The organism is Streptomyces sp. NBC_01268, assembly GCF_036240795.1.
Lineage (GTDB): Bacteria > Actinomycetota > Actinomycetes > Streptomycetales > Streptomycetaceae > Streptomyces.
Genome location: NZ_CP108454.1, coordinates 6,937,573 through 6,958,831 on the forward strand (window position 1 = coordinate 6,937,573; position 21,259 = coordinate 6,958,831).

Here is a 21,259-nt window from a genome sequence, read left to right on the forward strand (position 1 = left end):
GATTCATCCCCTGATGACTGCCACCCTCGTCGCCAAGAACCTCGCCGCCGGCCACGGCGACCGCTCCCTCTTCTCCGGGCTCGACCTCGTCGTCGCCCCCGGGGACGTCATCGGCCTCGTCGGGGTCAACGGGGCCGGGAAGTCCACGCTGCTGCGCCTGCTCGCGGGCCTCGACACCCCCGAGGACGGTGAGCTGCGCCTCTCGCCGCCCACTGCGTCCGTCGGGCACCTCCCGCAGGAGCCGGAGCGGCGCGAGGGCGAGACCGTGCGCGCGTTCCTGGCCCGCCGCACCGGGGTCGCGGCCGCGCAGGCCGCGATGGACGAGGCCACCCAGGGCCTCGTCGACGGCACGCCCGGCGCCGACGACGCGTACGCCGTGAGCCTGGAGCGCTGGCTCGACCTCGGCGGCGCCGACCTCGACGAGCGGGCCGAGGAGGTCGCCGGCTCCCTCGGCCTCACCGTCGGGCTCGACCAGCCGATGACCGGCCTCTCCGGAGGCCAGGCCGCCCGCGCGGGTCTCGCCTCCCTCCTGCTCTCCCGCTACGACGTCTTCCTCCTCGACGAGCCCACCAACGACCTCGACCTGGAGGGCCTGGAGCGCCTCGAAGCCTTCGTGCAGGGGCTGCGCGCGGGCACCGTCGTCATCAGCCACGACCGCGAGTTCCTCACCCGCACCGTCACCAAGGTCCTCGAACTCGACCTCGCCCAGCAGCAGATCACGCTCTACGGCGGCGGGTACGACGCCTACCTGGAGGAGCGGGACACCGCACGGCGGCACGCCCGCGAGGACTACGAGGAGTACGCCGACAAGAAGGCCGCCCTGGAGGGGCGCGCCCTCATGCAGCGCAACTGGATGGACAAGGGCGTCCGCAACGCGCGCCGCAAGTCCACCGACAACGACAAGATCGGGCGCAAGCTGCGCGGCGAGTCCAGCGAGAAGCAGGCCGCGAAGGCCCGCCAGACGCAGCGCATGATCGAGCGCCTGGACGTCGTCGACGAACCCCGCAAGGAGTGGGAGCTGCGCATGGAGATCGCGGCGGCCCCGCGTTCCGGCGCGGTCGTGGCCACCCTGCGCGAGGCCGCGGTGCGCCGCGGCGACTTCTCGTTCGGGCCCGCCACCCTCCAGGTCGACTGGGCCGACCGGGTCGCGATCACCGGCGCCAACGGGGCCGGCAAGTCGACCCTGCTCGCCGCGCTGCTCGGCCGGCTGCCGCTGGACTCCGGCGACGCGGCCCTCGGCCCGGGCGTCGTGGTCGGCGAGGTCGACCAGGCCCGCAAGCTGTTCCACGGTACGGAGACGCTGCTGGAGGCGTTCTGCGCCGCCGTCCCCGAGACGGAGCCGGCCGAGGTCCGCACGCTGCTCGCCAAGTTCGGCCTCAAGGCCGAGCACGTGCTGCGGCCCGCGACCACGCTGTCGCCCGGCGAGCGCACCCGGGCCGCGCTCGCGCTGCTCCAGGGCCGCGGGGTCAACCTGCTCGTCCTGGACGAGCCGACCAACCACCTGGACCTGCCCGCGATCGAGCAGCTGGAGTCCGCCCTCGACTCGTACGACGGCACCCTGCTCCTCGTCACCCACGACCGGCGGATGCTGGACGCGGTCCGCACCACCCGGCGCGTCGAGGTCGCCGACGGCAAGGTGACGGAGCTCTGATGACGGCCTCCTTCGGGTGGGGGCCGGCCGGTGCCGGGGCGCCGGCCCCGGCCGCACCGCGGGCCGCGCCCGCGCCCGCCCGGCTCGTGCTGCCGTCCCCGAACGGCTCCACGATCGCGGTGGAGGCCGCGGCCGGCCGAGCCAGCGTGGTCGCCGCCCCGCTGCGCCACCGCACGGCCGTCGCCCGCCGGCTCGCCGCGCGCGGCCACGGCTCCGCCGAGCGCCCCCTCGGGGCCGTGGCCTCCGGCGAACGCCGGCCGGACGGCTCGCTGCGCCCCGCCCCGGCGGACGTGCTGGGCGCGGGCGCGGTCCTCGCCGCGCTGCGTGCCGCCGGGCCGCACATACTGACGCCCGAGGCGACCGCGGCGGCCACGCCGTGGGACGCCACGGAGGACCCGGCCGCCGCCTTGCGGGGCTGCGACTCGGGCCGTGAACTGTACGCGTACGGCTGTCCGCAGGACGGGGAGGTGGCCGCCGCGATCGACTCCTCGGCCACCGTCCCCGTCCTGGTGGACGGCGCATTCCAGGAGGCACCATGACCGACGACGCCCGCGTGACCCGCCTGATCGGGATGCTCGACGACCTCGAAGCCGACGTCGACGAGACCATCGACCTCGCCGACGCCATCGCCGCCTCCGGCGACCTCGGCCTGCTCCCGCGCCTGGAGTCCGAGCTCGACCGCGCGCTCGCCGACCGCAACGCCTACGCCCGCGAGCTCCTCGGCGGCGTCATCGCGGCCCTCGGCGGCGCCGACCGCCTGCCGGTCCTGATCCGCGCCTCCGCCGTCGACCTGGGCGACGACCAGGACGGCCTGGCCGCCGAGATCGTCGACCTGGTCCAGGCCGACCCGAACACCGCCCGCAAGCTGCTCCAGCCGCTGACGGAGGACGACGACCTGACGGTCGCGAACCGGGCGGACTGGGCGCTGCGCTTCGTTCCGTAACCCTCCGCCATCCGGTGACACGCCGACGGGGCCCGGCCGCACGGCCGGGCCCCGTCGGCGTTCACGTCACCGCCCGCGCCGCTTCCCGCCGCCACCGCTCTCGCCGAGCAGCCCCGCCTTGCGCAGGGCGTCGGCCATCGCGCTGTTGGACGGCGCCGGAGCGGAGCCCTGGGGCTGGCCGCGCCGCTGCTGCGGGGGCCGCCCGCCGCGCTCGCCGCCGCGCTCGCCACCCCGCTCGCGGCGCTCGCCGCGGTCCCGCTTGGGGGCGGAGGCGGCGGGCTCCGCCGTCGCCTCGTCGTCCAGGCGCAGGGTCAGGGAGACGCGCTTGCGGGGGATGTCGACGTCCAGGACCTTCACGCGGACCACGTCGCCCGGCTTCACCACGTCCCGCGGGTCCTTGACGAAGGTCTTGGACATGGCGGAGACGTGGACGAGACCGTCCTGGTGCACGCCGACGTCGACGAAGGCGCCGAAGGCGGCCACGTTGGTGACGACGCCCTCCAGGACCATCCCGGCCGCCAAATCGCCGATCTTCTCGACGCCGTCCTTGAACGTGGCCGTGCGGAACGCGGGGCGCGGGTCGCGGCCCGGCTTCTCCAGCTCCCGCAGGATGTCGTTGACCGTGGGCAGACCGAAGGTCTCGTCCACGAACGAGTCGGCCCGCAGCGAGCGCAGCACGCCCGTGTTGCCGATCAGCGCACCGACCTCGCCGCCCGCCGTCTTCACCATCCGCCGCACCACCGGGTACGCCTCGGGGTGCACGGCCGACGCGTCCAGCGGGTCGTCGCCGCCGCGGATGCGCAGGAAGCCGGCGCACTGCTCGTACGCCTTCGGGCCGAGCCGCGACACGTCCTTCAGGGCGCGCCGGGAGCGGAAGGGTCCGTTGGCGTCGCGGTGGGCCACGATGTTCTCCGCGAGGCCCGCGCCGATGCCCGAGACCCGCGAAAGCAGCGGCGCGGACGCCGTGTTGACGTCGACGCCGACGCCGTTCACGCAGTCCTCGACCACCGCGTCCAGGGAGCGCGAGAGCTTCACCTCGGACAGGTCGTGCTGGTACTGGCCGACGCCGATCGACTTCGGGTCGATCTTCACGAGCTCGGCCAGCGGGTCCTGGAGCCGCCGCGCGATCGACACCGCGCCGCGCAACGACACGTCCAGCTCCGGGAGTTCCTGCGAGGCGAAGGCGGACGCCGAGTACACCGACGCGCCGGCCTCCGACACCATCACCTTGGTGAGGGTCAACTCCGGGTGTTTGGCGATGAGTTCGGCGGCCAGCCGGTCCGTCTCGCGGGACGCCGTGCCGTTGCCGATGGCGATCAGCTCGACCGCGTGCTCCTTGGCGAGCCGGGCCAGCTTCGCGAGCGACTCGTCCCACCTGTTCGCCGGGACGTGCGGATGGATCGTGTCGGTGGCCACGACCTTGCCGGTCCCGTCGACCACGGCCACCTTCACGCCGGTACGGAAACCGGGGTCGAGGCCGAGCGTCGCACGGGTCCCGGCCGGCGCGGCGAGCAGCAGGTCGCGCAGGTTCGCCGCGAACACCCGCACCGCCTCGTCCTCGGCGGCCGTGCGCAGCCGCAGCCGCAGGTCGATGCCGAGGTGGACCAGGATGCGGGTCCGCCAGGCCCAGCGGACCGTGTCCAGGAGCCACTTGTCGCCGGGGCGGCCCCGGTCGGCGACGCCGAAGCGGTGGGCGACGATCGGCTCGTAGGAGGAGGCGGTGGTCGCCGTGGCGGCCTGCGACGGCTCCTCCGGTTCGAGCTCCAGGCTGAGCACGTCCTCCTTCTCGCCGCGCAGCATCGCGAGGATCCGGTGCGAGGGCAGCGCCGTGAACGGCTCGGCGAAGTCGAAGTAGTCGGCGAACTTCGCGCCCGCCTCCTCGCTCCCCTCCCGCACCTTGGCGACGAGCCGGCCCCGGCCCCACATCCGCTCGCGCAGCTCGCCGATCAGGTCGGCGTCCTCGGAGAACCGCTCGGTGAGGATCGCCCGCGCGCCCTCCAGGGCCGCCGCCGGGTCGGCGACGCCCTTGTCCGCGTCGACGAACGCGGCGGCCGCCGCGAGCGGATCCACCGACGGGTCGCCGAGCAGCCCCTCGGCGAGCGGCACCAGACCGGCCTCGCGGGCGATCTGCGCCTTGGTCCGCCGCTTCGGCTTGAACGGCAGGTAGATGTCCTCCAGCCGCGCCTTGGTGTCGGCGGCCAGGAGCCGCGCTTCCAGCTCCGGGGTGAGCTTGCCCTGCTCCCGTACGGAGTCGAGGACGGCGGAGCGCCGGTCCTCCAGCTCGCGCAGGTACCGCAGCCGCTCCTCCAGGGTGCGCAGCTGCGCGTCGTCGAGCATCTCGGTCGCTTCCTTGCGGTAGCGCGCGATGAACGGCACGGTCGAACCGCCGTCCAGTAGTTCGACGGCCGCCTTCACCTGTCGCTCGCGTACGCCGAGCTCCTCGGCGATCCTTGCCTCGATGGACGTCGTCACGATGTCCGACCCGCCTTCTCGTGCCTCTGGGTTGCGCATGCATTCTGCCCCGTCGCTCACCCGTACGCGGCAACCGACCCGCCCCGGCCGGTGTCGGCCGGTGTCGGCCGGTGTCGACCGGGGCCGGTCAGGCCTTTCCGGTCAGGTCGGCAGGGAACGCGCCGGCGCCCGCCGCCACCACCAGGAAGCCCTTCGCCAGTTCGGTGAGCCGGGCCACCCCGTCCGCGCCCAGGCGCTCGTACGGGGCCGCGTCCAGGCGGTCCGTCTCGTCCTCCAGGGCCTCGCGCAGCGCCACGCCCGCGCCGGTGAGCCCGCCCTCGGCGTCGAGCAGCCCGCGCTCGCGCAGCCGCTCCACGGCCGCGTCCCAGTCGGCGCGGCGCCAGCCCCGGGTGCCGAGGATCCAGCGGGGGCTCATGCCCTTGCCGGTGGCGGTGTGGCTGACGAGCGCCTCCACCGGGTCGAGCCCGGCGGACAGCAGGGCCGTCAGGTGCCCGTCGCCGCGGTGCTCGCGCAGCAGCGTCGACGCGTGCCACAGGCGCAGGTGCGGGGCGTCCGGGACGGGCAGGTCGGCGTTGCCGGAGTACAGCGGGCGGGCGTGCCGGGTGCAGCCCTCGGCGGCACGCAGCGCGAGCTCGGCCGCCTCGGCCATCTCCGGGGAGGCGAGGGCCTCGGCGCCGAGCAGCCGGTTCAGGGTGGTGTCCATCGCCCGCAGCCGGGCGTCGAGCACGGCGGCGGGGGAGGCGGACTCCCAGACGCCCGGCAGATGCAGGGCGAGCAGCTCGTGGTGGTAGTTGTAGAAGGTCGCGGCGACGGTCCCGGCCCCCACGGCGCCGAGCGGGGCACTGCGCGCGGCCAGCCGCATCGCGGTCGCGTCCTCGATGCCGAGCTCCTTGAACTCCCTGTCCAGGTCGGGCGAGAAGAACAGCGTCGCGTGCAGCAGGTTCATCGGGTGGGCGCAGCGGCGGCCCGCGCGGGGCGGCAGGTTCGTCATGCCGCGCACCTTACCTACCGGTCGGTACGGAGGGAACGCCGGGACCGGCCATGGTGTGCGACCCCGGGGCGCGGGAGTCGGCGCATCCGCCGCCGGGGCGTCGGGCGTCGGGGCGCGCGAGGCCGAGGCGCGGGCCGCCGCGGCGCAGCCGAGGCCGCGGCCCGCCGCGACGGCAGGAAAGGTGGGGTATCCGTCATTGCGGCCGTCCCCGGCCGGGCGAAGGATGGGGCCATGCCGCAGCGACCCGTCCTCGTCGTCCTCTTCGACGACGTGCAGAGCCTCGACGTCACCGGCCCGGTGGAGGTCTTCGCCGGGGCCGGCCGCGCGGCGGGCGTCCCGGACGCCTATCCCGTCCGCACCGCTTCGCTCGACGGCGGCCCGGTCCGCACCCACAGCGGGCTGCGGCTGCTCCCCGACACCAGCCTCGCCGAGGCCGTCGCCGAGGGACCCCCGCACACCCTCCTCGTCCCGGGCGGCGAGGGCACCCGCCACCCGGACCCCGCCCTCGTCGACTGGCTGCGCGCGCACGGCCCGCGGGCCGAGCGGCTGGTCTCCGTGTGCACCGGCGCGCTGCTGCTCGCCGAGGCGGGGCTGCTCGACGGACACCGGGTCACCACCCACTGGCTCGCCTGCGCGCAGCTCGCCCGCCGCTTCCCCGCCGTCGAGGTGGACCCCGACCCGATCTTCGTACGGGACGGCCGGCTCGCCACCTCCGCCGGGGTCACCGCGGGCATCGACCTCGCGCTCGCCCTCGTCGAGGAGGACCTCGGCCGCGACGCCGCCCTGACCGTCGCCCGCCACCTGGTCGTCTTCCTGCGCAGGCCCGGCAACCAGGCCCAGTTCAGCGCCCAGCTGTCCGCCCAGACCGCCCGCCGGGAACCGCTGCGCGAGGTCCAGCACTGGATCACCGAGCACCCCGACGACGACCTGTCGGTCGAGGCGCTCGCCGCCCGTGCCCGGCTGTCGCCCCGTCACTTCGCGCGCGCCTTCCAGGCCGAGACCGGCACGACCCCCGGGCGCTATGTGGACCGCGTACGCCTCGAACACGCCCGCCGGCTCCTGGAGGACACCGGCCGGGGCGTCGAGGAGGTCTCCCGCGCGGCCGGGTACGGCACCCCCGAGGCCATGCGCCGCGCCTTCCTCAAGACCCTCGGCACCGCCCCGGCGGAGTACCGCCGCCGCTTCCACGCCCCGGTCGACCGACCCCGGTCCCGTGACGGGTCCCCGGTCCCGTGACGGACCCCGGTCCCGTAGCGAACCGGTCCCGTGACGAACTCCTGTCCAGTGAAGAACCCCGCCACCGAAAGGAACCGCCGTGCAGATCGCCGTAGTCCTCTACGACCGCTTCACGAGCCTCGACGCCATCGGTCCCTACGAGCTGCTCGCCCGTCTGCCCGGAGCCGAGACCGTCTTCGTCGCCAAGGAGGCCGGGCCGGTCAGGAACGACCAGGGCAGCCTCGCTCTCGTCGCGGACAAGGCGCTCGCCGAGGTGCCGCGCCCCGACATCGTCCTGGTGCCGGGCGGCCCCGGCTCCCGCGAGGCCATGCACGACCCGGAGCTCCTCGCCTGGCTGCGCGCCGCCGACGCGACCAGCACCTGGACGACCTCGGTGTGCACGGGCTCGCTGGTCCTCGCCGGGGCGGGGCTCCTGGAGGGTCGCCGGGCCACCAGCCACTGGCTCGCCCTCGACGACCTGAAGCCGCTCGGCGCCGAGCCCACCGGCGAGCGGGTGGTCTTCGACGGCAAGTACGTGACGGCCGCCGGGGTCTCCTCCGGCATCGACATGGCCCTGCACCTGCTCGGCCGGATCGCGGGCGACGCGACCGCCCAGACGATCCAGCTGCTCACCGAGTACGACCCGCAGCCGCCGTACGACGCGGGCTCCCCGGAGAAGGCCCCGGCCCCGATCGTCGCCCACTGGCGCGGCCAGGCCGAGAAGGTGCTGGTCCAGGAGTAGCGGGACGCGGCGTCAGAGTCCGTACGTGAAGCGGGGCGCGCGGCGCTCCAGGAAGGCGGCGACCCCCTCGGCGGTGTCGCCGGTGCCGCGCGCCTGCTCCGTCCAGTGGGCGTCCCGGTCGGTCCGCCCGTCGGCGAACTCCTTCGCCGCGGCCTGGGTGAGCAGCGAGCGGGAGACGAGGGTCCGGGTGAACTCGGCGACCCGCTTGTCGAGGGCGCCCACGGGGTGCGCCTCGTCCACGAGGCCGATCCGCAGGGCCCGCTCGGTGTCGATGAACTCGCCGGAGAACAGCAGGTGCTTGGCGGCCGACGGGCCGACCAGGGCGGCGAGCCGCCGGGTGGAGGAGGACGGGTAGACGATGCCCAGCTTCGCCGGCGTCACCCCGAAGCGGGTGCCCTCCTCGGCGAAGCGCAGGTCGCAGGCGGCGGCGAGCTGGCTGCCGCCGCCCACGCAGAAGCCGCGGACGGCCGCGAGGGTCGGCTTGGGGAAGGCGGCGAGCGCCTCCTCGGCCCGTACCGCGAGCGCCTGCTGCTCGTCGCCCGGCTCGCGCAGCGCGGAGATGTCGGCCCCGGCGCAGAAGGTCTCGCCCTCGCCGGTCAGGACCAGCGCGCGCACGGCGGGGTCGGCGGCGAGCGGGGCGAGCAGCTCCGGCAGCGCCCGCCACATCCCGGCGGTCATGGTGTTGCGCTTGGCCGGGTTCGCGATGACGACGGTGGCGACCTCGTCGGCGACGGTGACGGTCAGCTGGGGCTCCATGCGCCGGATGCTATCCGGGCGGCAGTATCGTCACACCGGCGCACCCTCCGAAGGTGTCAGCGGTCGGGTCAAGACCAGTCGCACAACTGACGTTGGCATACTCACCCGATCAGAACCCGGTCGATAGGTGTCGACTTCTGGTCAGTGGCCCGGTGCGTGCCGGTGGAGTATCAAGACTCGACCTCGTGGCGACAATCGAGCACGAGGGCGGGAGCCGGATGATGGAGAGCCGCGGGAGCGTCCCCGCCCGGCCACCGTCCTACGAAGGGGTCTGGCGCTTCACCGCTCCCGCGGTCGACGTGTCCGTGCCGCAGGCCCGGCACGCGGTGCGCGACCTCCTGGCCCGCCAGGCCGTACCGGTCCACGAGGACACCCTCCAGGGGCTGCTCCTCATCGTTTCCGAGCTGGTCACCAACGCGGTCAAGCACGCCGCGCTGCTCTCCCCGGAGATAGCGGTGGAGGTGGCGATCGGGGCGGAGTGGATCCGGGTGTCCGTCGAGGACAACCACCCCTACCGCCCCAAGGCGCTGGAGGCCGACTGGGGCCAGACCGGCGGCCGCGGGCTGCTGCTGGTGCGCGAGATCGCCCTGGAGTCGGGCGGTGCCTGCGACGTCGAGCACACCGCGACCGGCGGGAAGATCATCTGGGCCGCGCTGCCGCTCAACCCGTTCGTGCCCGGCCAGGCGCCGGCGGGGCCGGTGGTGCACGGGATGACGGCGCCGGGCGTGCTGCCCGGCGCCGTCCAGGGGATCCCGGGACCCGTTCAGGGAGTCCCGGGCGTCCTCCCGGGGCCCGGGATCACCAGCCCCCGGCCGGACCTGTCAGCTCCCTGATCGCGGGGCGCGCCGCGTCGAGCACCGTCATGAACCAGGCGGAGAACGGCGCGGACGCGTGGCGCTCGGCCAGCTCGGCCGCGGTCACGAAGGCGGTCTCGCCGACCTCCTCGGGATCCGGCCGCGGTCCGGCCTGCACCAGGCCGACGAAGAGGTGGTTGAACTCCTGCTCCACCAGGCCCGAGGCCGGGTCCGGGTGGTTGTAGCGGACCGTGCCCGCCTCGGCCATCAGCGAGGGCGAGACGCCCAGCTCCTCGAAGGTGCGCCGGGCGGCCGCCGCGAACGGCGCCTCGCCCGGGTAGGGGTGCCCGCAGCAGGTGTTCGACCAGACGCCGGGGGAGTGGTACTTGCCCAGCGCGCGGCGCTGGAGCAGCAGCCGGCCCGACTCGTCGAAGAGGAAGACGGAGAAGGCGCGGTGCAGCTGCCCCGGCGCCTGGTGCGCGGCCAGCTTCTCCGCCGTGCCGATCGTGACGCCGTCCTCGTCGACCAGTTCGAGCATGATCGACGCGTCGGCCGCGGTCGGCTGGACACCGTTCGACGCGCTGTGGTCCACGGTGGCTGGTGTGGTCGGCATACCCATCCTTCGCTTCGGTCCTCGCCCTCGCGGGGGCGCCCTCAGTCTGCCGTACAAAAGCGGCTTGTCCGTACTTCAGAGGCCTGACATGACCGCTCCCGCCGCACCGGAGCGGTCCGGTGCGGCGGGAGCGGCCGGTGTGTCAGACCCCGAAAGCCGACGGATAGGAGATCGTGCCCCTGGTCACGGCCCCGGAACCGTCGAGATCCAGCGCCATCATGGCCTCGTCGGGAACCTCGAAGGTCGGCCGGATTCCGTACTCGGACGCACGTACGAACCCGAATCGCGGGTAGTACTCCGGATGGCCCAGCACCAGCACGAGCCGCTCCCCGCGCAGCCGCGCCGCGTCGAGCACGGCCCGCACCACGGCCTGTCCGGCACCCGTGCGCTGGTACGCGGGGGCCACCGCGACCGGCGCCAGGGCCGCCGCCGGTACGCCGTCCACCCGGCAGCGGGTGATCAGCGCGTACGCGGCGACGGTGCCGTCCGGTGCCTCGGCCACGTAGCTCAGTCCGGGCAGCCAGGCCTCCCGGTCCGCGCGCAGGGCGTCGACCAGGCCGGCCTCGTCCGGCGTGGGGAAGGCCGCCGCGTTGATCTCCCGTACGCGGGGGACGTCGGCCGCGGTCTCCGTCCGGGTCCGCCACCTCGGGTCGACGGACCGCAGCACGAACCCGGCGTAGCCGTAGTCGCCGCCCTGCTCGCGGCGCAGCGCGATCTCGGCGCGGGCCCCGGCCACGGCCTCGGCCATGCCGGGCACCGAGAGGTCCGCCGCGTCGGCGTGCGCGGCGAGCGGACCGTAGTAGGCGTCCCAGTCGCCCTCCGGCTGGAGGTACGTGCCCAGGACGTGGAAGCCGGCCCCGACGGCCGCCGCGGCGTTCCCGGCGACGGTGCGGAGCCGGTAGTGCTCCTCCCAGAAGGCGCGGGCCGGGTCGCCCGGCTCCTCGGTGGTCCAGACGCACTCGGTGAGCACCAGGGTGCCTCCGGGGGCGAGGAGCCGGCGCCACTCGGCGAGCGCCCGGTCGAAGCCGATCACCCAGGCCGAGCTCTCGGCCCAGACGAGGTCGAAGGAGCCGTCGGGCAGCTCCTCCAGCGCGCCCATGTCGGCGCGCAGGGTGTGGATCCGCGCGTCGAGACCGCGGGCGGCTGCCGTGCGGCGCAGCTCGGCCAGGAACGGCTCGTGCAGGTCGACGGCGGTCACCTCGGCCCCCGCCTCCGCGGCGAGCAGCAGCGCGGAGCGGCCCGGGCCGCAGCCCAGGTCGAGCACGCGCGGGCGCTCGGGCAGCGGGCCGGCCAGGGAGAGCAGGTGACGGGTGGTGGTGTCGGAGCCCGGGCCCTGCCGCGGCAGACCGTGGTGCAGGGCGAAGAAGGCGTCGTGAAGGACGTCACCGGAGTCGGTGGTGCCGGTGGTGTCGCTGATGTTGTCGGACAACGTAGGGGAACCCTTGTGTGAGAGGGTCCCGGCCGACGAGGGGATCAGGTCAGCCGGAGACCCGGAGGCTGAGGGACGACCGGGCGCTGCCACTGCGGGCAGCCTCCATCGCGACGGTCATCAACCTCAGCTCCTCTCCACACTCACGTTCGGACCGCTCCAGGCTAACAGTCAGAGGCAGAGCTTGGCCTCGTGCTCGGCATGGCCGGCCGGCTCCAGCTGGAAGGTGCAGTGCTCCACGTCGAAGTGCGAGCCCAGGCAGCCCTGGAGGTCGTGCAGCACCTTCTCGTGGCCGATCGCGTCCAGGGTGTCCTGGCTCACGACCACGTGCGCCGACAGCACCGGCATGCCCGAGGTGATCGTCCAGGCATGCAGGTCGTGCACGTCCTCGACGCCCGGCAGGGCCAGGATGTGCGCCCGCACCTCCGCCATGTCCACGCCCTTCGGCGCCGCCTCCAGGAGCACGTCCAGGGTCTCCCGCAGCAGCTTGACCGTGCGCGGCACGATCATCAGGCCGATGACGATCGAGGCGATCGGGTCCGCGTAGGACCATCCGGTGGCCAGGATGATGCCCGCCGCGACCAGCACGGTCACCGAGCCGAGGGCGTCGGCCAGCACCTCCAGGTAGGCGCCCCGGACGTTCAGGCTCTCCTTCTGGCCGCGCATGAGCAGCGACAGGGAGATGACGTTGGCGACCAGACCGATCAGCGCGAAGACGATGGTCAGCCCGCCCTTGGTCGCGGCCGGCTCCATGAACCGCTGGATCGCCTCGTACAGCACGTAGCCGCCGACGCCGAGCAGCAGGAGACAGTTGGCGAGCGCGGCCAGGATCTCGGCCCGGGCGTAGCCGTAGGTGCGGTTGACCGACGGCGGCCGGTTGGCGAAGTGGATCGCGAGCAGCGCCATCCCGAGGCCGAGGGCGTCGGTGGCCATGTGGGCCGCGTCGGCGATCAGCGCGAGCGAGTCGGACAGCACGCCACCGATGATCTCCACGACCATCACGGAGAGCGTGATGCCGAGCGCGATCCGCAGTCGGCTCTTGTAGGCCGCCGCCGCGGTGCCCGTCGGCGGCGGGCCGCCGTGGCTGTGTCCGTGGTCGTGTCCAGCCCCCATGACAAGGCCTCCCGGTCGTGTCGTCCGTCAGCGTCTGATGAGCCCGGATGCGTGCGGCTCAGGTGCTCCGATTCGCAAGTGAACTACGGGTGGGGGGTATGTGCAACACGGTACTGAACACCGTTGTCATATGCTCTGACCTGCGGTTATGTATATCGGCCGCCAGGTGTCCCAAAACGTTCGCCCGGCCCCGTACGGACGCGGTTTGTGAGCCGGGCGGCCGATCGCCCATGATGATCTCCGCAGGACGCGGCGCACACGCGGGGACGCGAGTGGGCCCGGGGGAGTCCGTACCGCGAAACCTCGGTGAACTCGCGCTTCCGTTCATCCGATAGCCTCAGCCGACGTGCCGCGCCCGGTGCCGGGCCGCATCGCCGCGCCCGAGGCCGTGCCGTGGGCCCCGCCGGCCCGTCCGTCAGCTCCAAGGAGTGAGTTCGTCCTGTCGACCGCCATCCTCACCGGCCCGCCGGTACCCGGATCGTCGCTCGACGCCGATCTGAGGTCCCTCGGCTTCCACGTCGAGGTCGCCTCCGGTCCGCACGAGACGAGCGGCCTGCTCGCCGCCGTACCCGCCGGACAGCGCGTCGCCGTCGTGGACCCCCGATTCGTCGGGCACCTGCACGCCCTGCGGCTGGCGCTCACGGACCCCCGCTTCCCGGCCGCCGCCGCGCCCGGCGCCCTCACCGCGCAGCCCGAGGCCCGCCCGGCGCTTGCCCGCGCGCTGGCGGCCGCCGAGGCCGGGGCGCCCGCGGCCACGGCCCAGGCCGACGTCCTCGCGACGACCGCCCCGGCACCCGCCCCGCACGACGTCGTGGACAACCTCCCCGACGCCCTCGCCACCGCGCTCGACGCCGACGGCGTCGCCGTGCACCGGCCGGCGCTCGGCACCCTCGTCGCCGCCGTGCCCGAGGACGCCGAGGCCCGCCACCAGGCGCGGGCCGGCGTCGCGGCCGTCGACGACGAGGCCGTCCGGCTGCGCTCCGCCGTGAAGGCCCACGACGGCTTCTTCACCACCTTCTTCATCAGCCCGTACTCGCGCTACGTCGCCCGCTGGTGCGCGCGTCGCGGACTGACCCCCAACCAGGTCACCACCGCCTCGCTGCTCACCGCGCTGATCGCGGCCGGCTGCGCCGCCACCGGCGAGCGCACCGGGTACGTCGCGGCCGGCGTCCTGCTCCTGGTCTCCTTCGTCCTCGACTGCACCGACGGGCAGCTCGCCCGCTACGCGCTCAAGTACTCGACGATGGGCGCCTGGCTCGACGCCACCTTCGACCGCGCCAAGGAGTACGCCTTCTACGCGGGCCTGGCCCTCGGCGCGGCCCGGAACGGCGACGACGTGTGGGCCCTCGCGCTCGGCGCGATGGTCCTGATGACCTGCCGGCACGTCGTGGACTTCTCGTTCAACGAGGCCAACCACGACGCCACCGCCAACACCAGCCCCACCGCGGCCCTCTCCAGCAGGCTCGACAGCGTCGGCTGGACCGTCTGGGCCCGCCGCATGATCATCCTGCCGATCGGCGAGCGCTGGGCGATGATCGCCGTCCTCACCGCCGTCACCAGCCCCCGGATCGTCTTCTGGGCGCTGATCGTCGGCTGCGCCTTCGGTGCGAGCTACACCACGGCGGGCCGCGTGCTGCGCTCGCTGACCCGCAGGGCGACCCGCACCGACCGGGCCGCCCAGGCACTGGCCGACCTCGCGGACTCCGGCCCGCTCGCCGAGCTCCAGGCACGCCTGCTGCGCGGCCGGACCGGCAAGGTCGGACCCGTGTACGCGGCGGCCCTCGGCGCCGTCCTGATGATCGCGGGCGCGCTGTACCTGCCCTTCGGCGACGTCCGGCTGGTCGCGGTCGCGGTGCTCTACGTGATGGCGGCGGGCCTGACCGCCTCCCGCCCCCTCAAGGGGGCCCTGGACTGGCTGGTGCCGCCGCTCTTCCGGGCCGCGGAGTACGTCACGGTGCTGGTGCTGGCCGCCAAGGCCGACTCCGCCCAGGCGCTCCCCGCCGCATTCGGGCTGGTCGCGGCGGTCGCCTACCATCACTACGACACGGTGTACCGCATCCGCGGCGGCACCGGCGCGCCGCCCGCGTGGCTGGTGCGCACCGTCGGCGGCCACGAGGGACGCACGCTCGTGGTGGTCGTACTCGCCGCCCTGCTGGCGAACCGCGGCAACGACTTCACCTCGGCGCTCACCGCACTCGCGGTCGCCGTCGGCCTCGTGGTCCTCGTGGAGTCCATCCGCTTCTGGGTCTCCTCCGGAGCACCCGCCGTACACGACGAAGGAGAGACAGCATGATTGGCCTCGTACTGGCAGCCGGTGCCGGACGGCGTCTGCGCCCCTACACCGACACCCTTCCGAAGGCCCTCGTGCCCGTGGACCGCGAGGGCGACGGTTCGCTGACCGTCCTCGACCTCACGCTGAAGAACTTCGCCGAGGTCGGCCTCACCGAGGTCGCGATCGTCGTCGGCTACCGCAAGGAGGCCGTGTACGCGCGCAAGGAGGCCCTGGAGGCGAAGTACGGCGTCTCGATCACGCTGATCGACAACGACAAGGCCGAGGAGTGGAACAACGCCTACTCCCTGTGGTGCGCCCGTGACGTCCTGAAGAAGGGCGTCATCCTCGCCAACGGCGACACCGTCCACCCGGTCTCCGTCGAGAAGACCCTGCTCGCCGCCCGCGGCCAGGGCCAGAAGATCATCCTCGCCCTCGACACGGTGAAGAACCTCGCCGACGAGGAGATGAAGGTCGTCACCGCCGAGGGCAAGGGCGTCCAGAAGATCACGAAGCTGATGGACCCGGCCGACGCGACCGGCGAGTACATCGGTGTCACCCTCATCGAGGCCGAGGCCGCCGAGGAGCTGGCCGACGCCCTCAAGACCACCTTCGAGCGCGACCCCGACCTCTACTACGAGGACGGCTACCAGGAGCTGGTCAACCGCGGCTTCGCCGTCGACGTGGCGCCGATCGGCGACGTCAAGTGGGTCGAGATCGACAACCACGACGACCTGGCGAAGGGCCGTGACATCGCGTGCCAGTACTGACCCGGCTCATTCCGTCGCCGGTCGTCGTCGACATCCGCGGAGGAGCGCTGGACGACCTGTCCGCGCTCCTCGCGGACCAGCGGATCTCCAGCAACGGCCGGATCGCCGTCGCCATCAGCGGCGGCTCCGGCCTGAAGCTGCGTGACCGCTTCGCCCCCGAGCTCCCGGACGCCGACTGGTACCCGGTCGCGGGCGGCACCATCGACGAGGCGGTCAAGCTCGCCGACGCCATGCGCGGCAAGCGGTACGACGCGGTCGTGGCCCTCGGTGGCGGCAAGATCATCGACGTGACGAAGTACGCGGCGGCCCGGGTGGGCCTGCCGCTCGTCGCGATCGCCACCAACCTGTCGCACGACGGGATCTGCTCGCCCATCTCCACCCTGGACAACGACAACGGCCGGGGCTCCTACGGTGTGCCGACCCCGATCGCGCTGGTCATCGACCTCGACGTGATCCGCGACGCCCCGGCGCGCTTCGTGCGCTCCGGCATCGGCGACGCGATCTCCAACCTCTCCGCCATCGCCGACTGGGAGCTCTCCCACCGCGAGACCGGCGAGAAGGTCGACGGCCTGGCCGCCGCCATGGCCCGCAGCGCCGGCGAGGCCGTGCTCCGCCACCCCGGCGGCGTCGGCGACGACGACTTCCTGGTCACCCTCTCCGAGGGCCTGGTGATGTCCGGCATCGCGATGTCGATCAGCGGCGACAGCCGCCCCTCCTCGGGCGCCTGCCACGAGATCAGCCACGCCTTCGACCTGCTCTACCCGACCCGCGCGGCCAGCCACGGCGAGCAGTGCGGCCTCGGCGCCGCCTTCGCCATGCACCTGCGCGGCGCCGCCGAGGAGTCCGCGCAGATGGTCGCCACGCTGCGGCGGCACGGCCTGCCCGTGCTCCCGGAGGAGATGGGCTTCGGCGTGGACGAGTTCGTCCGGGCGGTGGAGTTCGCCCCGCAGACCCGGCCCGGCCGGTTCACCATCCTCGAGCACCTCGACCTGTCCACAGACCAGATCAGGGACGCGTACGCCGACTATGCAAAAGCCATCGGTAGCTGAGCTCCGCCCGGTCGTCCACCCCCCGGGTGTGAAGGACCGGCGGAGCGGCGAACACTGGGGCGGCCGCCTCTACATGCGGGAGATCTCGCTGCGGATCACCCGGCACCTGGTGAAGACCCGGGTCACGCCGAACCAGCTCACCTACGTGATGACGCTCGCCGGCGTCCTCGCCGCTCCCGCCCTGCTGATCCCCGGGATCCCCGGGGCGCTGCTCGGCGTGCTCATGGTCCAGCTCTACCTGCTGCTCGACTGCGTCGACGGCGAGGTGGCCCGCTGGAAGAAGCAGTTCTCGCTGGCCGGCGTGTACCTCGACCGGGTCGGCGCCTACCTGTGTGACGCGGCCGTCCTCGTCGGCTTCGGCCTGCGCGCCGCCGACCTGTGGGGCAGCGGCCGGATCGACTGGCTGTGGGCCTTCCTCGGCACGCTCGCCGCGCTCGGCGCCATCCTGATCAAGGCCGAGACCGACCTCGTCGGCCTCGCCCGGCACCAGGGCGGACTGCCGCCGGTCAAGGAGGCGGCGTCCGAGCCGCGCTCCTCCGGCATGGCGCTGGCCCGCAGGGCCGCCGGAGCGCTCAAGTTCCACCGGCTGATCCTCGGGATCGAGGCCTCCCTGCTGATCCTGGTGCTCGCGATCGCGGACCAGGTCCGGGGCGACCTGTTCTTCTCGCGGCTCGGCGTGGCCGTCCTGGCCGGCATCGCGCTGCTCCAGACCGTGCTGCACCTGGTGTCGATCCTGGCCTCCAGCAGGCTGAAGTGAGGGCCGCGGTCATGGCAGAGCCGATGAAGCTGGGCGCCGTCGTCATCACGATGGGCAACCGGCCGGACGACCTGCGCGCCCTGCTCGACTCGGTCGCCGGACAGGACGGCGAGCGGGTCGAGGTCGTGGTCGTCGGCCAGGGCGTCGAGATCACCGACGTGCCCGAGGGCGTCCGTACGGTCTCCCTGCCGGAGAACGTCGGCATCCCGGCCGGCCGCAACGTCGGCATCGAGGCCTTCGGCCCCGGCGGCACCGACGTCGACGCGCTGCTCTTCCTCGACGACGACGGGCTGCTCGCCAACAGCGACACCGCGGAGCTGGTCCGCCAGGCCTTCACGGCCGATCCGAAGCTGGGCATCATCAGCTTCCGGATCGCCGACCCGGAGACCGGGCTCACCCAGCGCCGGCACGTGCCGCGGCTGCGGGCCTCGGACCCGATGCGCTCCTCGCGGGTGACCACCTTCCTCGGCGGCGCCAACGCGGTGCGGACCAAGGTCTTCGCCGAGGTGGGCGGTCTTCCGGACGCCTTCTTCTACGCGCACGAGGAGACCGATCTGGCCTGGCGGGCGCTCGACGCCGACTGGATGATCGACTACCGTTCCGACATGGTGCTGCTGCACCCCACCACCCCGCCGTCCCGGCACGCGACGTACCACTTCAACGTGGCCCGCAACCGCGTGTGGCTGGCCCGTCGCAATCTGCCCGCGCCCCTGGTGCCGGTCTATCTCGGCGTCTGGCTGCTGCTCACCCTGGCACGGCGACCCTCCGTATCCGCCCTCAAGGCGTGGTTCGGCGGTTTCCGGGAGGGCTGGACGGCTCCCTGCGGGCCCCGGCACCCCATGAGGTGGCGTACGGTGTGGCGGCTGACCCGACTGGGTCGCCCGCCCGTGGTCTGACATCGTGGTACCCGACTTGCCGCGCATCTTGAACACGAAAGTTTTCGACTTGTGAGTGACACATCCCAGGACGGTGGGGTCGTGACGAGCACCCGGCCGTCCGCAGACGACGGCCTGAGTGCGGCCGAGCTGGCCGCCAAGCACGGCCTCTCGGTCAGCGGGGCCCGGCCGGGGCTCGCGGAGTACGTCCGCCAGCTGTGGGGCCGCCGCCACTTCATCCTGGCCTTCTCCCAGGCGAAGCTCACCGCGCAGTACAGCCAGGCGAAGCTGGGCCAGGTGTGGCAGGTGGTCACCCCCCTGCTCAACGCGATGGTCTACTTCCTGATCTTCGGCCTGATCCTGAACGCGGACCGGGGCATGTCACGCTCCGTGTACATCCCGTTCCTCGTGACGGGCGTGTTCGTGTTCACCTTCACCCAGAGCTCCGTGATGGCCGGCGTCCGCGCGATCTCCGGCAACCTCGGCCTGGTGCGGGCGCTGCACTTCCCGCGGGCCTCGCTGCCGATCTCCTTCTGCCTCCAGCAGCTCCAGCAGCTGCTGTTCTCGATGATCGTGCTGGTCCTCATCGCGGTCGCGTTCGGCAGCTACCCGTCGGCGTCCTGGCTGCTGCTCCTCCCGGCCCTGGCGCTCCAGTTCGTCTTCAACGCCGGTCTCGCCATGATCGTGGCGCGGATGGGCGCGAAGACCCCGGACCTGGCGCAGCTGATGCCGTTCATCATGCGCACCTGGATGTACGCCTCCGGCGTCATGTTCTCCATCCCGGTGATGCTGGAGGACAAGCCCGCCTGGCTGGCCGACCTGCTCCAGTACAACCCGGCCGCCCTGCACATGGACCTGGTCCGGTTCGCGCTGATCGACGGCTACGGTGGGTCCAACCTTCCGCCGCACGTCTGGTTCGTGACCCTCGCCTGGTCCGTCGTGATCGGCGTGGGGGGCTTCGTCTACTTCTGGAAGGCCGAGGAGAGGTACGGCCGTGGCTGACCACACCGAGGGCCGGGTGCCCACCGTCATCGCGGACAACGTCCACATCGTCTACCGCGTCAACGGCGCGGGCGGCGGCAAGGGCAGTGCCACCGCAGCGCTGAGCCGCATCATCAAGCGCAAGAAGGGCGACGCCGAGCGCGGTGTCCGGAAGGTGCACGCGGTGCGCGGCGTCTCCTTCACCGCGTACCGGGGCGAGGCCATCGGCCTCATCGGCACCAACGGCTCGGGCAAGTCGACCCTGCTGCGCGCCATCGCGGGCCTGCTCCCCACCGAGAGCGGCAAGGTCTACACCGACGGCCAGCCCTCGCTGCTCGGCGTCAACGCGGCGCTGATGAGCGACCTGACCGGCGAGCGCAACGTGATCCTCGGCGGCCTCGCCATGGGCATGAGCCGCGAAGAGGTCAAGAGCCGATATCAGGACATCGTCGACTTCTCCGGGATCAACGAGAAGGGCGACTTCATCTCGCTGCCGATGCGGACCTACTCGTCCGGCATGGGCGCCCGGCTCCGCTTCGCCATCGCGGCCGCCAAGCAGCACGACGTCCTCATGATCGACGAGGCGCTGGCGACCGGCGACCGCAAGTTCCAGATCCGCTCCGAGCAGCGCATCCGCGAGCTGCGCAAGGAGGCGGGCACGGTCTTCCTGGTCAGCCACAGCAACAAGTCGATCAGGGACACCTGCGACCGCGTGCTCTGGCTGGAGAAGGGCGAGCTGCTCATGGACGGCCCGACCGACGAGGTCATCGCCGCCTACGAGCGGGAGACCGGCAAGTAACCTCCCCCGACCAGGGGCGCGCCTCGGCCGCTCCCCACCGGTATGACCGGTGGGGGGCGGCTGACGCTTTTTGCGCGTGGCGGGACCGCCCGGAATGTTCATGCGGTCAACATCGGGCAGGATGAGCGCATGCCAGCGATCTCGGGAGGCAAGACCTACCACCACGGCGACCTGCGCAACGCTCTCATCTGCGCCGCCGTCGACCTCGCCACCGAAGGAGGCCCCGAGGCGGTCGTGCTGCGCGAGGCGGCCCGACGGGTCGGCGTCTCGCCCACCGCCGCCTACCGGCACTTCGAGGGCCGCGGGGAGCTTCTCGCGGCCGTCCGGGACCACGCCCGCCGGGCCCTCGCCGACTCCATGGAACGCACCGCCGTCCGCGCCCCCGGTGCCGACAGCCCGGCGCTCGCCGCCGAGGCCCGCCTCGCCTCCCTGTGCCGCGGCTACGTGGCCTTCGCCGTCGACCAGCCCGGCCTCTACCGGTCGGCCTTCAGCACCCCCCGTACCGCATCCGGCGACGCCGGCCCCGAGGCCGACACCGGCTGCGTCGAGGTGCGCGCCTTCACCCTGCTCGCCGACGCCCTCGACGCCCTCGGCGCGACCGCCCGCCCGCCCCGGCCGCCCCGCCCAGCCGCCGAGGCCGCCGCGTGGTCGGCCGTGCACGGACTGTCACTCCTGCTGCTCGACGGTCCGCTGCGACGGCTGCCGGCCCAGCGCCGCGCCGACGTCGTCGAGTCCACCCTCGCCATGGTGGTCTCCGGGACGCGCGCCCCGTGAGGGTCAAGTTTGCGTCAACTACCGCTGTGTACGGGAAGGTTGACGTGACGCCGCGCGTTGTCGCGGAGCGCGCCGCCCCCGGGCGCGGCCTGGAGTCCCTTACGACGTAAGCTGTACCGGTCTGTTTCGCGGCAAGTGGGGTGATACCCCTCGGCGCCCCGACCGCCGGGCGGTGAGCCACGGGCAGAGGTCGGCGGCGTGTCCGAAATAGGATGGATTGGATCCGCAGTGTAGAACGGGAGATGTGACGGCCATGACGCAGAATC

Annotated in this window: 19 protein-coding genes and 1 pseudogene; 14 read left to right on the forward strand and 6 right to left on the reverse strand. The window is 73.2% G+C overall.

The window, feature by feature from the left end:
• The first annotated feature begins 13 nt into the window (after window positions 1-13).
• Genes OG309_RS31265 through OG309_RS31275 form a run of 3 tightly spaced genes read left to right on the forward strand, consistent with a single transcriptional unit; the run spans window position 14 to window position 2,594 of the window.
• Complete coding sequence (locus tag OG309_RS31265) at window positions 14-1,651, forward strand: ABC-F family ATP-binding cassette domain-containing protein (RefSeq protein ID WP_329425968.1); 1,638 nt, start codon at window positions 14-16, stop codon at window positions 1,649-1,651.
• Window positions 1,651-2,190: a 2-phosphosulfolactate phosphatase gene (locus tag OG309_RS31270; RefSeq protein WP_329425970.1), complete on the forward strand. Its 540-nt coding sequence runs from the start codon at window positions 1,651-1,653 to the stop codon at window positions 2,188-2,190. The genes OG309_RS31265 and OG309_RS31270 overlap by 1 nt, the downstream gene beginning before the upstream one ends.
• Window positions 2,187-2,594, forward strand: coding sequence for a hypothetical protein (locus OG309_RS31275; protein ID WP_329425971.1), 408 nt, complete (start codon window positions 2,187-2,189; stop codon window positions 2,592-2,594). Before OG309_RS31270 ends, OG309_RS31275 begins: the two co-directional genes overlap by 4 nt.
• Before the next feature lie 66 nt (window positions 2,595-2,660).
• Here OG309_RS31275 and OG309_RS31280 read toward each other — a convergent pair whose 3' ends face one another.
• The gene (locus OG309_RS31280) at window positions 2,661-5,066 is read right to left on the reverse strand and encodes a Tex family protein (RefSeq protein ID WP_329425972.1); all 2,406 of its coding nucleotides are present in this window, start codon (window positions 5,064-5,066) and stop codon (window positions 2,661-2,663) included.
• A 127-nt stretch (window positions 5,067-5,193) separates the two neighbouring features.
• Entirely contained in the window at window positions 5,194-6,057 is an 864-nt protein-coding gene (locus tag OG309_RS31285) for an SCO6745 family protein (RefSeq protein ID WP_329425973.1), read from the reverse strand.
• Window positions 6,058-6,288: 231 nt separating this feature from the next.
• Here OG309_RS31285 and OG309_RS31290 point away from each other — a divergent pair, with 231 nt between their 5' ends.
• On the forward strand, window positions 6,289-7,293 hold the full coding sequence (locus OG309_RS31290; RefSeq protein WP_329425974.1) for a GlxA family transcriptional regulator: 1,005 nt from the start codon (window positions 6,289-6,291) through the stop codon (window positions 7,291-7,293).
• A gap of 79 nt (window positions 7,294-7,372) precedes the next feature.
• The gene (locus OG309_RS31295) at window positions 7,373-8,014 is read left to right on the forward strand and encodes a DJ-1/PfpI family protein (RefSeq protein ID WP_329425975.1); all 642 of its coding nucleotides are present in this window, start codon (window positions 7,373-7,375) and stop codon (window positions 8,012-8,014) included.
• A gap of 12 nt (window positions 8,015-8,026) precedes the next feature.
• On the opposite strand, the gene OG309_RS31300 is transcribed toward OG309_RS31295, so the two are convergent.
• The gene (locus OG309_RS31300; protein ID WP_329425977.1) at window positions 8,027-8,770 is read right to left on the reverse strand and encodes an enoyl-CoA hydratase/isomerase family protein; all 744 of its coding nucleotides are present in this window, start codon (window positions 8,768-8,770) and stop codon (window positions 8,027-8,029) included.
• A 221-nt stretch (window positions 8,771-8,991) separates the two neighbouring features.
• On the opposite strand from OG309_RS31300, the pseudogene OG309_RS31305 reads away from it, so the two are divergent.
• A pseudogene (locus OG309_RS31305) lies at window positions 8,992-9,435 on the forward strand (ATP-binding protein); the annotation flags it as partial.
• A gap of 133 nt (window positions 9,436-9,568) precedes the next feature.
• On the opposite strand, the gene idi reads toward OG309_RS31305, so the two are convergent.
• From idi to OG309_RS31320, 3 genes are all read right to left on the reverse strand, one after another.
• On the reverse strand, window positions 9,569-10,177 hold the full coding sequence (idi, locus tag OG309_RS31310; RefSeq protein WP_329425979.1) for an isopentenyl-diphosphate Delta-isomerase: 609 nt from the start codon (window positions 10,175-10,177) through the stop codon (window positions 9,569-9,571).
• Between the two features lie 142 nt (window positions 10,178-10,319).
• Window positions 10,320-11,606 carry a bifunctional class I SAM-dependent methyltransferase/N-acetyltransferase gene (locus tag OG309_RS31315; protein ID WP_329425980.1) on the reverse strand — a complete coding sequence of 429 codons (1,287 nt, stop codon included), beginning with the start codon at window positions 11,604-11,606 and terminating at the stop codon, window positions 10,320-10,322.
• Window positions 11,607-11,777: 171 nt separating this feature from the next.
• Window positions 11,778-12,719 (reverse strand): cation diffusion facilitator family transporter, encoded by a 942-nt coding sequence (locus OG309_RS31320; protein ID WP_329425983.1) that lies wholly within the window; start codon window positions 12,717-12,719, stop codon window positions 11,778-11,780.
• Window positions 12,720-13,158: 439 nt separating this feature from the next.
• On the opposite strand from OG309_RS31320, the gene OG309_RS31325 reads away from it, so the two are divergent.
• The 8 genes from OG309_RS31325 (at window position 13,159) to OG309_RS31360 (ending at window position 20,993) form a co-directional block, all read left to right on the forward strand.
• On the forward strand, window positions 13,159-15,012 hold the full coding sequence (locus tag OG309_RS31325; RefSeq protein ID WP_329428642.1) for a DUF5941 domain-containing protein: 1,854 nt from the start codon (window positions 13,159-13,161) through the stop codon (window positions 15,010-15,012).
• Window positions 15,009-15,758: a phosphocholine cytidylyltransferase family protein gene (locus OG309_RS31330; RefSeq protein ID WP_329425984.1), complete on the forward strand. Its 750-nt coding sequence runs from the start codon at window positions 15,009-15,011 to the stop codon at window positions 15,756-15,758. Before OG309_RS31325 ends, OG309_RS31330 begins: the two co-directional genes overlap by 4 nt.
• Entirely contained in the window at window positions 15,746-16,807 is a 1,062-nt protein-coding gene (locus OG309_RS31335; protein ID WP_329425986.1) for an iron-containing alcohol dehydrogenase family protein, read from the forward strand. The genes OG309_RS31330 and OG309_RS31335 overlap by 13 nt, the downstream gene beginning before the upstream one ends.
• Window positions 16,785-17,564 (forward strand): CDP-alcohol phosphatidyltransferase family protein, encoded by a 780-nt coding sequence (locus OG309_RS31340; protein WP_329425987.1) that lies wholly within the window; start codon window positions 16,785-16,787, stop codon window positions 17,562-17,564. The genes OG309_RS31335 and OG309_RS31340 overlap by 23 nt, the downstream gene beginning before the upstream one ends.
• An 11-nt stretch (window positions 17,565-17,575) precedes the next feature.
• The gene (locus OG309_RS31345; RefSeq protein ID WP_329425990.1) at window positions 17,576-18,460 is read left to right on the forward strand and encodes a glycosyltransferase family 2 protein; all 885 of its coding nucleotides are present in this window, start codon (window positions 17,576-17,578) and stop codon (window positions 18,458-18,460) included.
• Window positions 18,461-18,511: 51 nt separating this feature from the next.
• Complete coding sequence (locus OG309_RS31350) at window positions 18,512-19,441, forward strand: ABC transporter permease (protein ID WP_329425992.1); 930 nt, start codon at window positions 18,512-18,514, stop codon at window positions 19,439-19,441.
• Complete coding sequence (locus OG309_RS31355; RefSeq protein WP_329425994.1) at window positions 19,434-20,219, forward strand: ABC transporter ATP-binding protein; 786 nt, start codon at window positions 19,434-19,436, stop codon at window positions 20,217-20,219. The genes OG309_RS31350 and OG309_RS31355 overlap by 8 nt, the downstream gene beginning before the upstream one ends.
• 129 nt (window positions 20,220-20,348) lie before the next feature.
• On the forward strand, window positions 20,349-20,993 hold the full coding sequence (locus tag OG309_RS31360) for a TetR/AcrR family transcriptional regulator (protein WP_329425996.1): 645 nt from the start codon (window positions 20,349-20,351) through the stop codon (window positions 20,991-20,993).
• Window positions 20,994-21,259 lie beyond the last annotated feature (266 nt).

What these genes read in the sequence shown, in the direction of transcription:
- OG309_RS31265 (WP_329425968.1), top strand. Translation starts at nt 14, where the DNA reads ATGACTGCCACCCTCGTCGCCAAGAACCTCGCCGCCGGCCACGGCGAC.
- OG309_RS31360 (WP_329425996.1), top strand. Translation starts at nt 20,349, where the DNA reads ATGCCAGCGATCTCGGGAGGCAAGACCTACCACCACGGCGACCTGCGC.
- OG309_RS31270 (WP_329425970.1), top strand. Translation starts at nt 1,651, where the DNA reads ATGACGGCCTCCTTCGGGTGGGGGCCGGCCGGTGCCGGGGCGCCGGCC.
- OG309_RS31290 (WP_329425974.1), top strand. Translation starts at nt 6,289, where the DNA reads ATGCCGCAGCGACCCGTCCTCGTCGTCCTCTTCGACGACGTGCAGAGC.
- OG309_RS31340 (WP_329425987.1), top strand. Translation starts at nt 16,785, where the DNA reads ATGCAAAAGCCATCGGTAGCTGAGCTCCGCCCGGTCGTCCACCCCCCG.
- OG309_RS31300 (WP_329425977.1), bottom strand. Translation starts at nt 8,770, where the DNA reads ATGGAGCCCCAGCTGACCGTCACCGTCGCCGACGAGGTCGCCACCGTC.
- OG309_RS31330 (WP_329425984.1), top strand. Translation starts at nt 15,009, where the DNA reads ATGATTGGCCTCGTACTGGCAGCCGGTGCCGGACGGCGTCTGCGCCCC.
- OG309_RS31285 (WP_329425973.1), bottom strand. Translation starts at nt 6,057, where the DNA reads ATGACGAACCTGCCGCCCCGCGCGGGCCGCCGCTGCGCCCACCCGATG.
- idi (WP_329425979.1), bottom strand. Translation starts at nt 10,177, where the DNA reads ATGCCGACCACACCAGCCACCGTGGACCACAGCGCGTCGAACGGTGTC.
- OG309_RS31320 (WP_329425983.1), bottom strand. Translation starts at nt 12,719, where the DNA reads ATGGGGGCTGGACACGACCACGGACACAGCCACGGCGGCCCGCCGCCG.
- OG309_RS31345 (WP_329425990.1), top strand. Translation starts at nt 17,576, where the DNA reads ATGGCAGAGCCGATGAAGCTGGGCGCCGTCGTCATCACGATGGGCAAC.
- OG309_RS31275 (WP_329425971.1), top strand. Translation starts at nt 2,187, where the DNA reads ATGACCGACGACGCCCGCGTGACCCGCCTGATCGGGATGCTCGACGAC.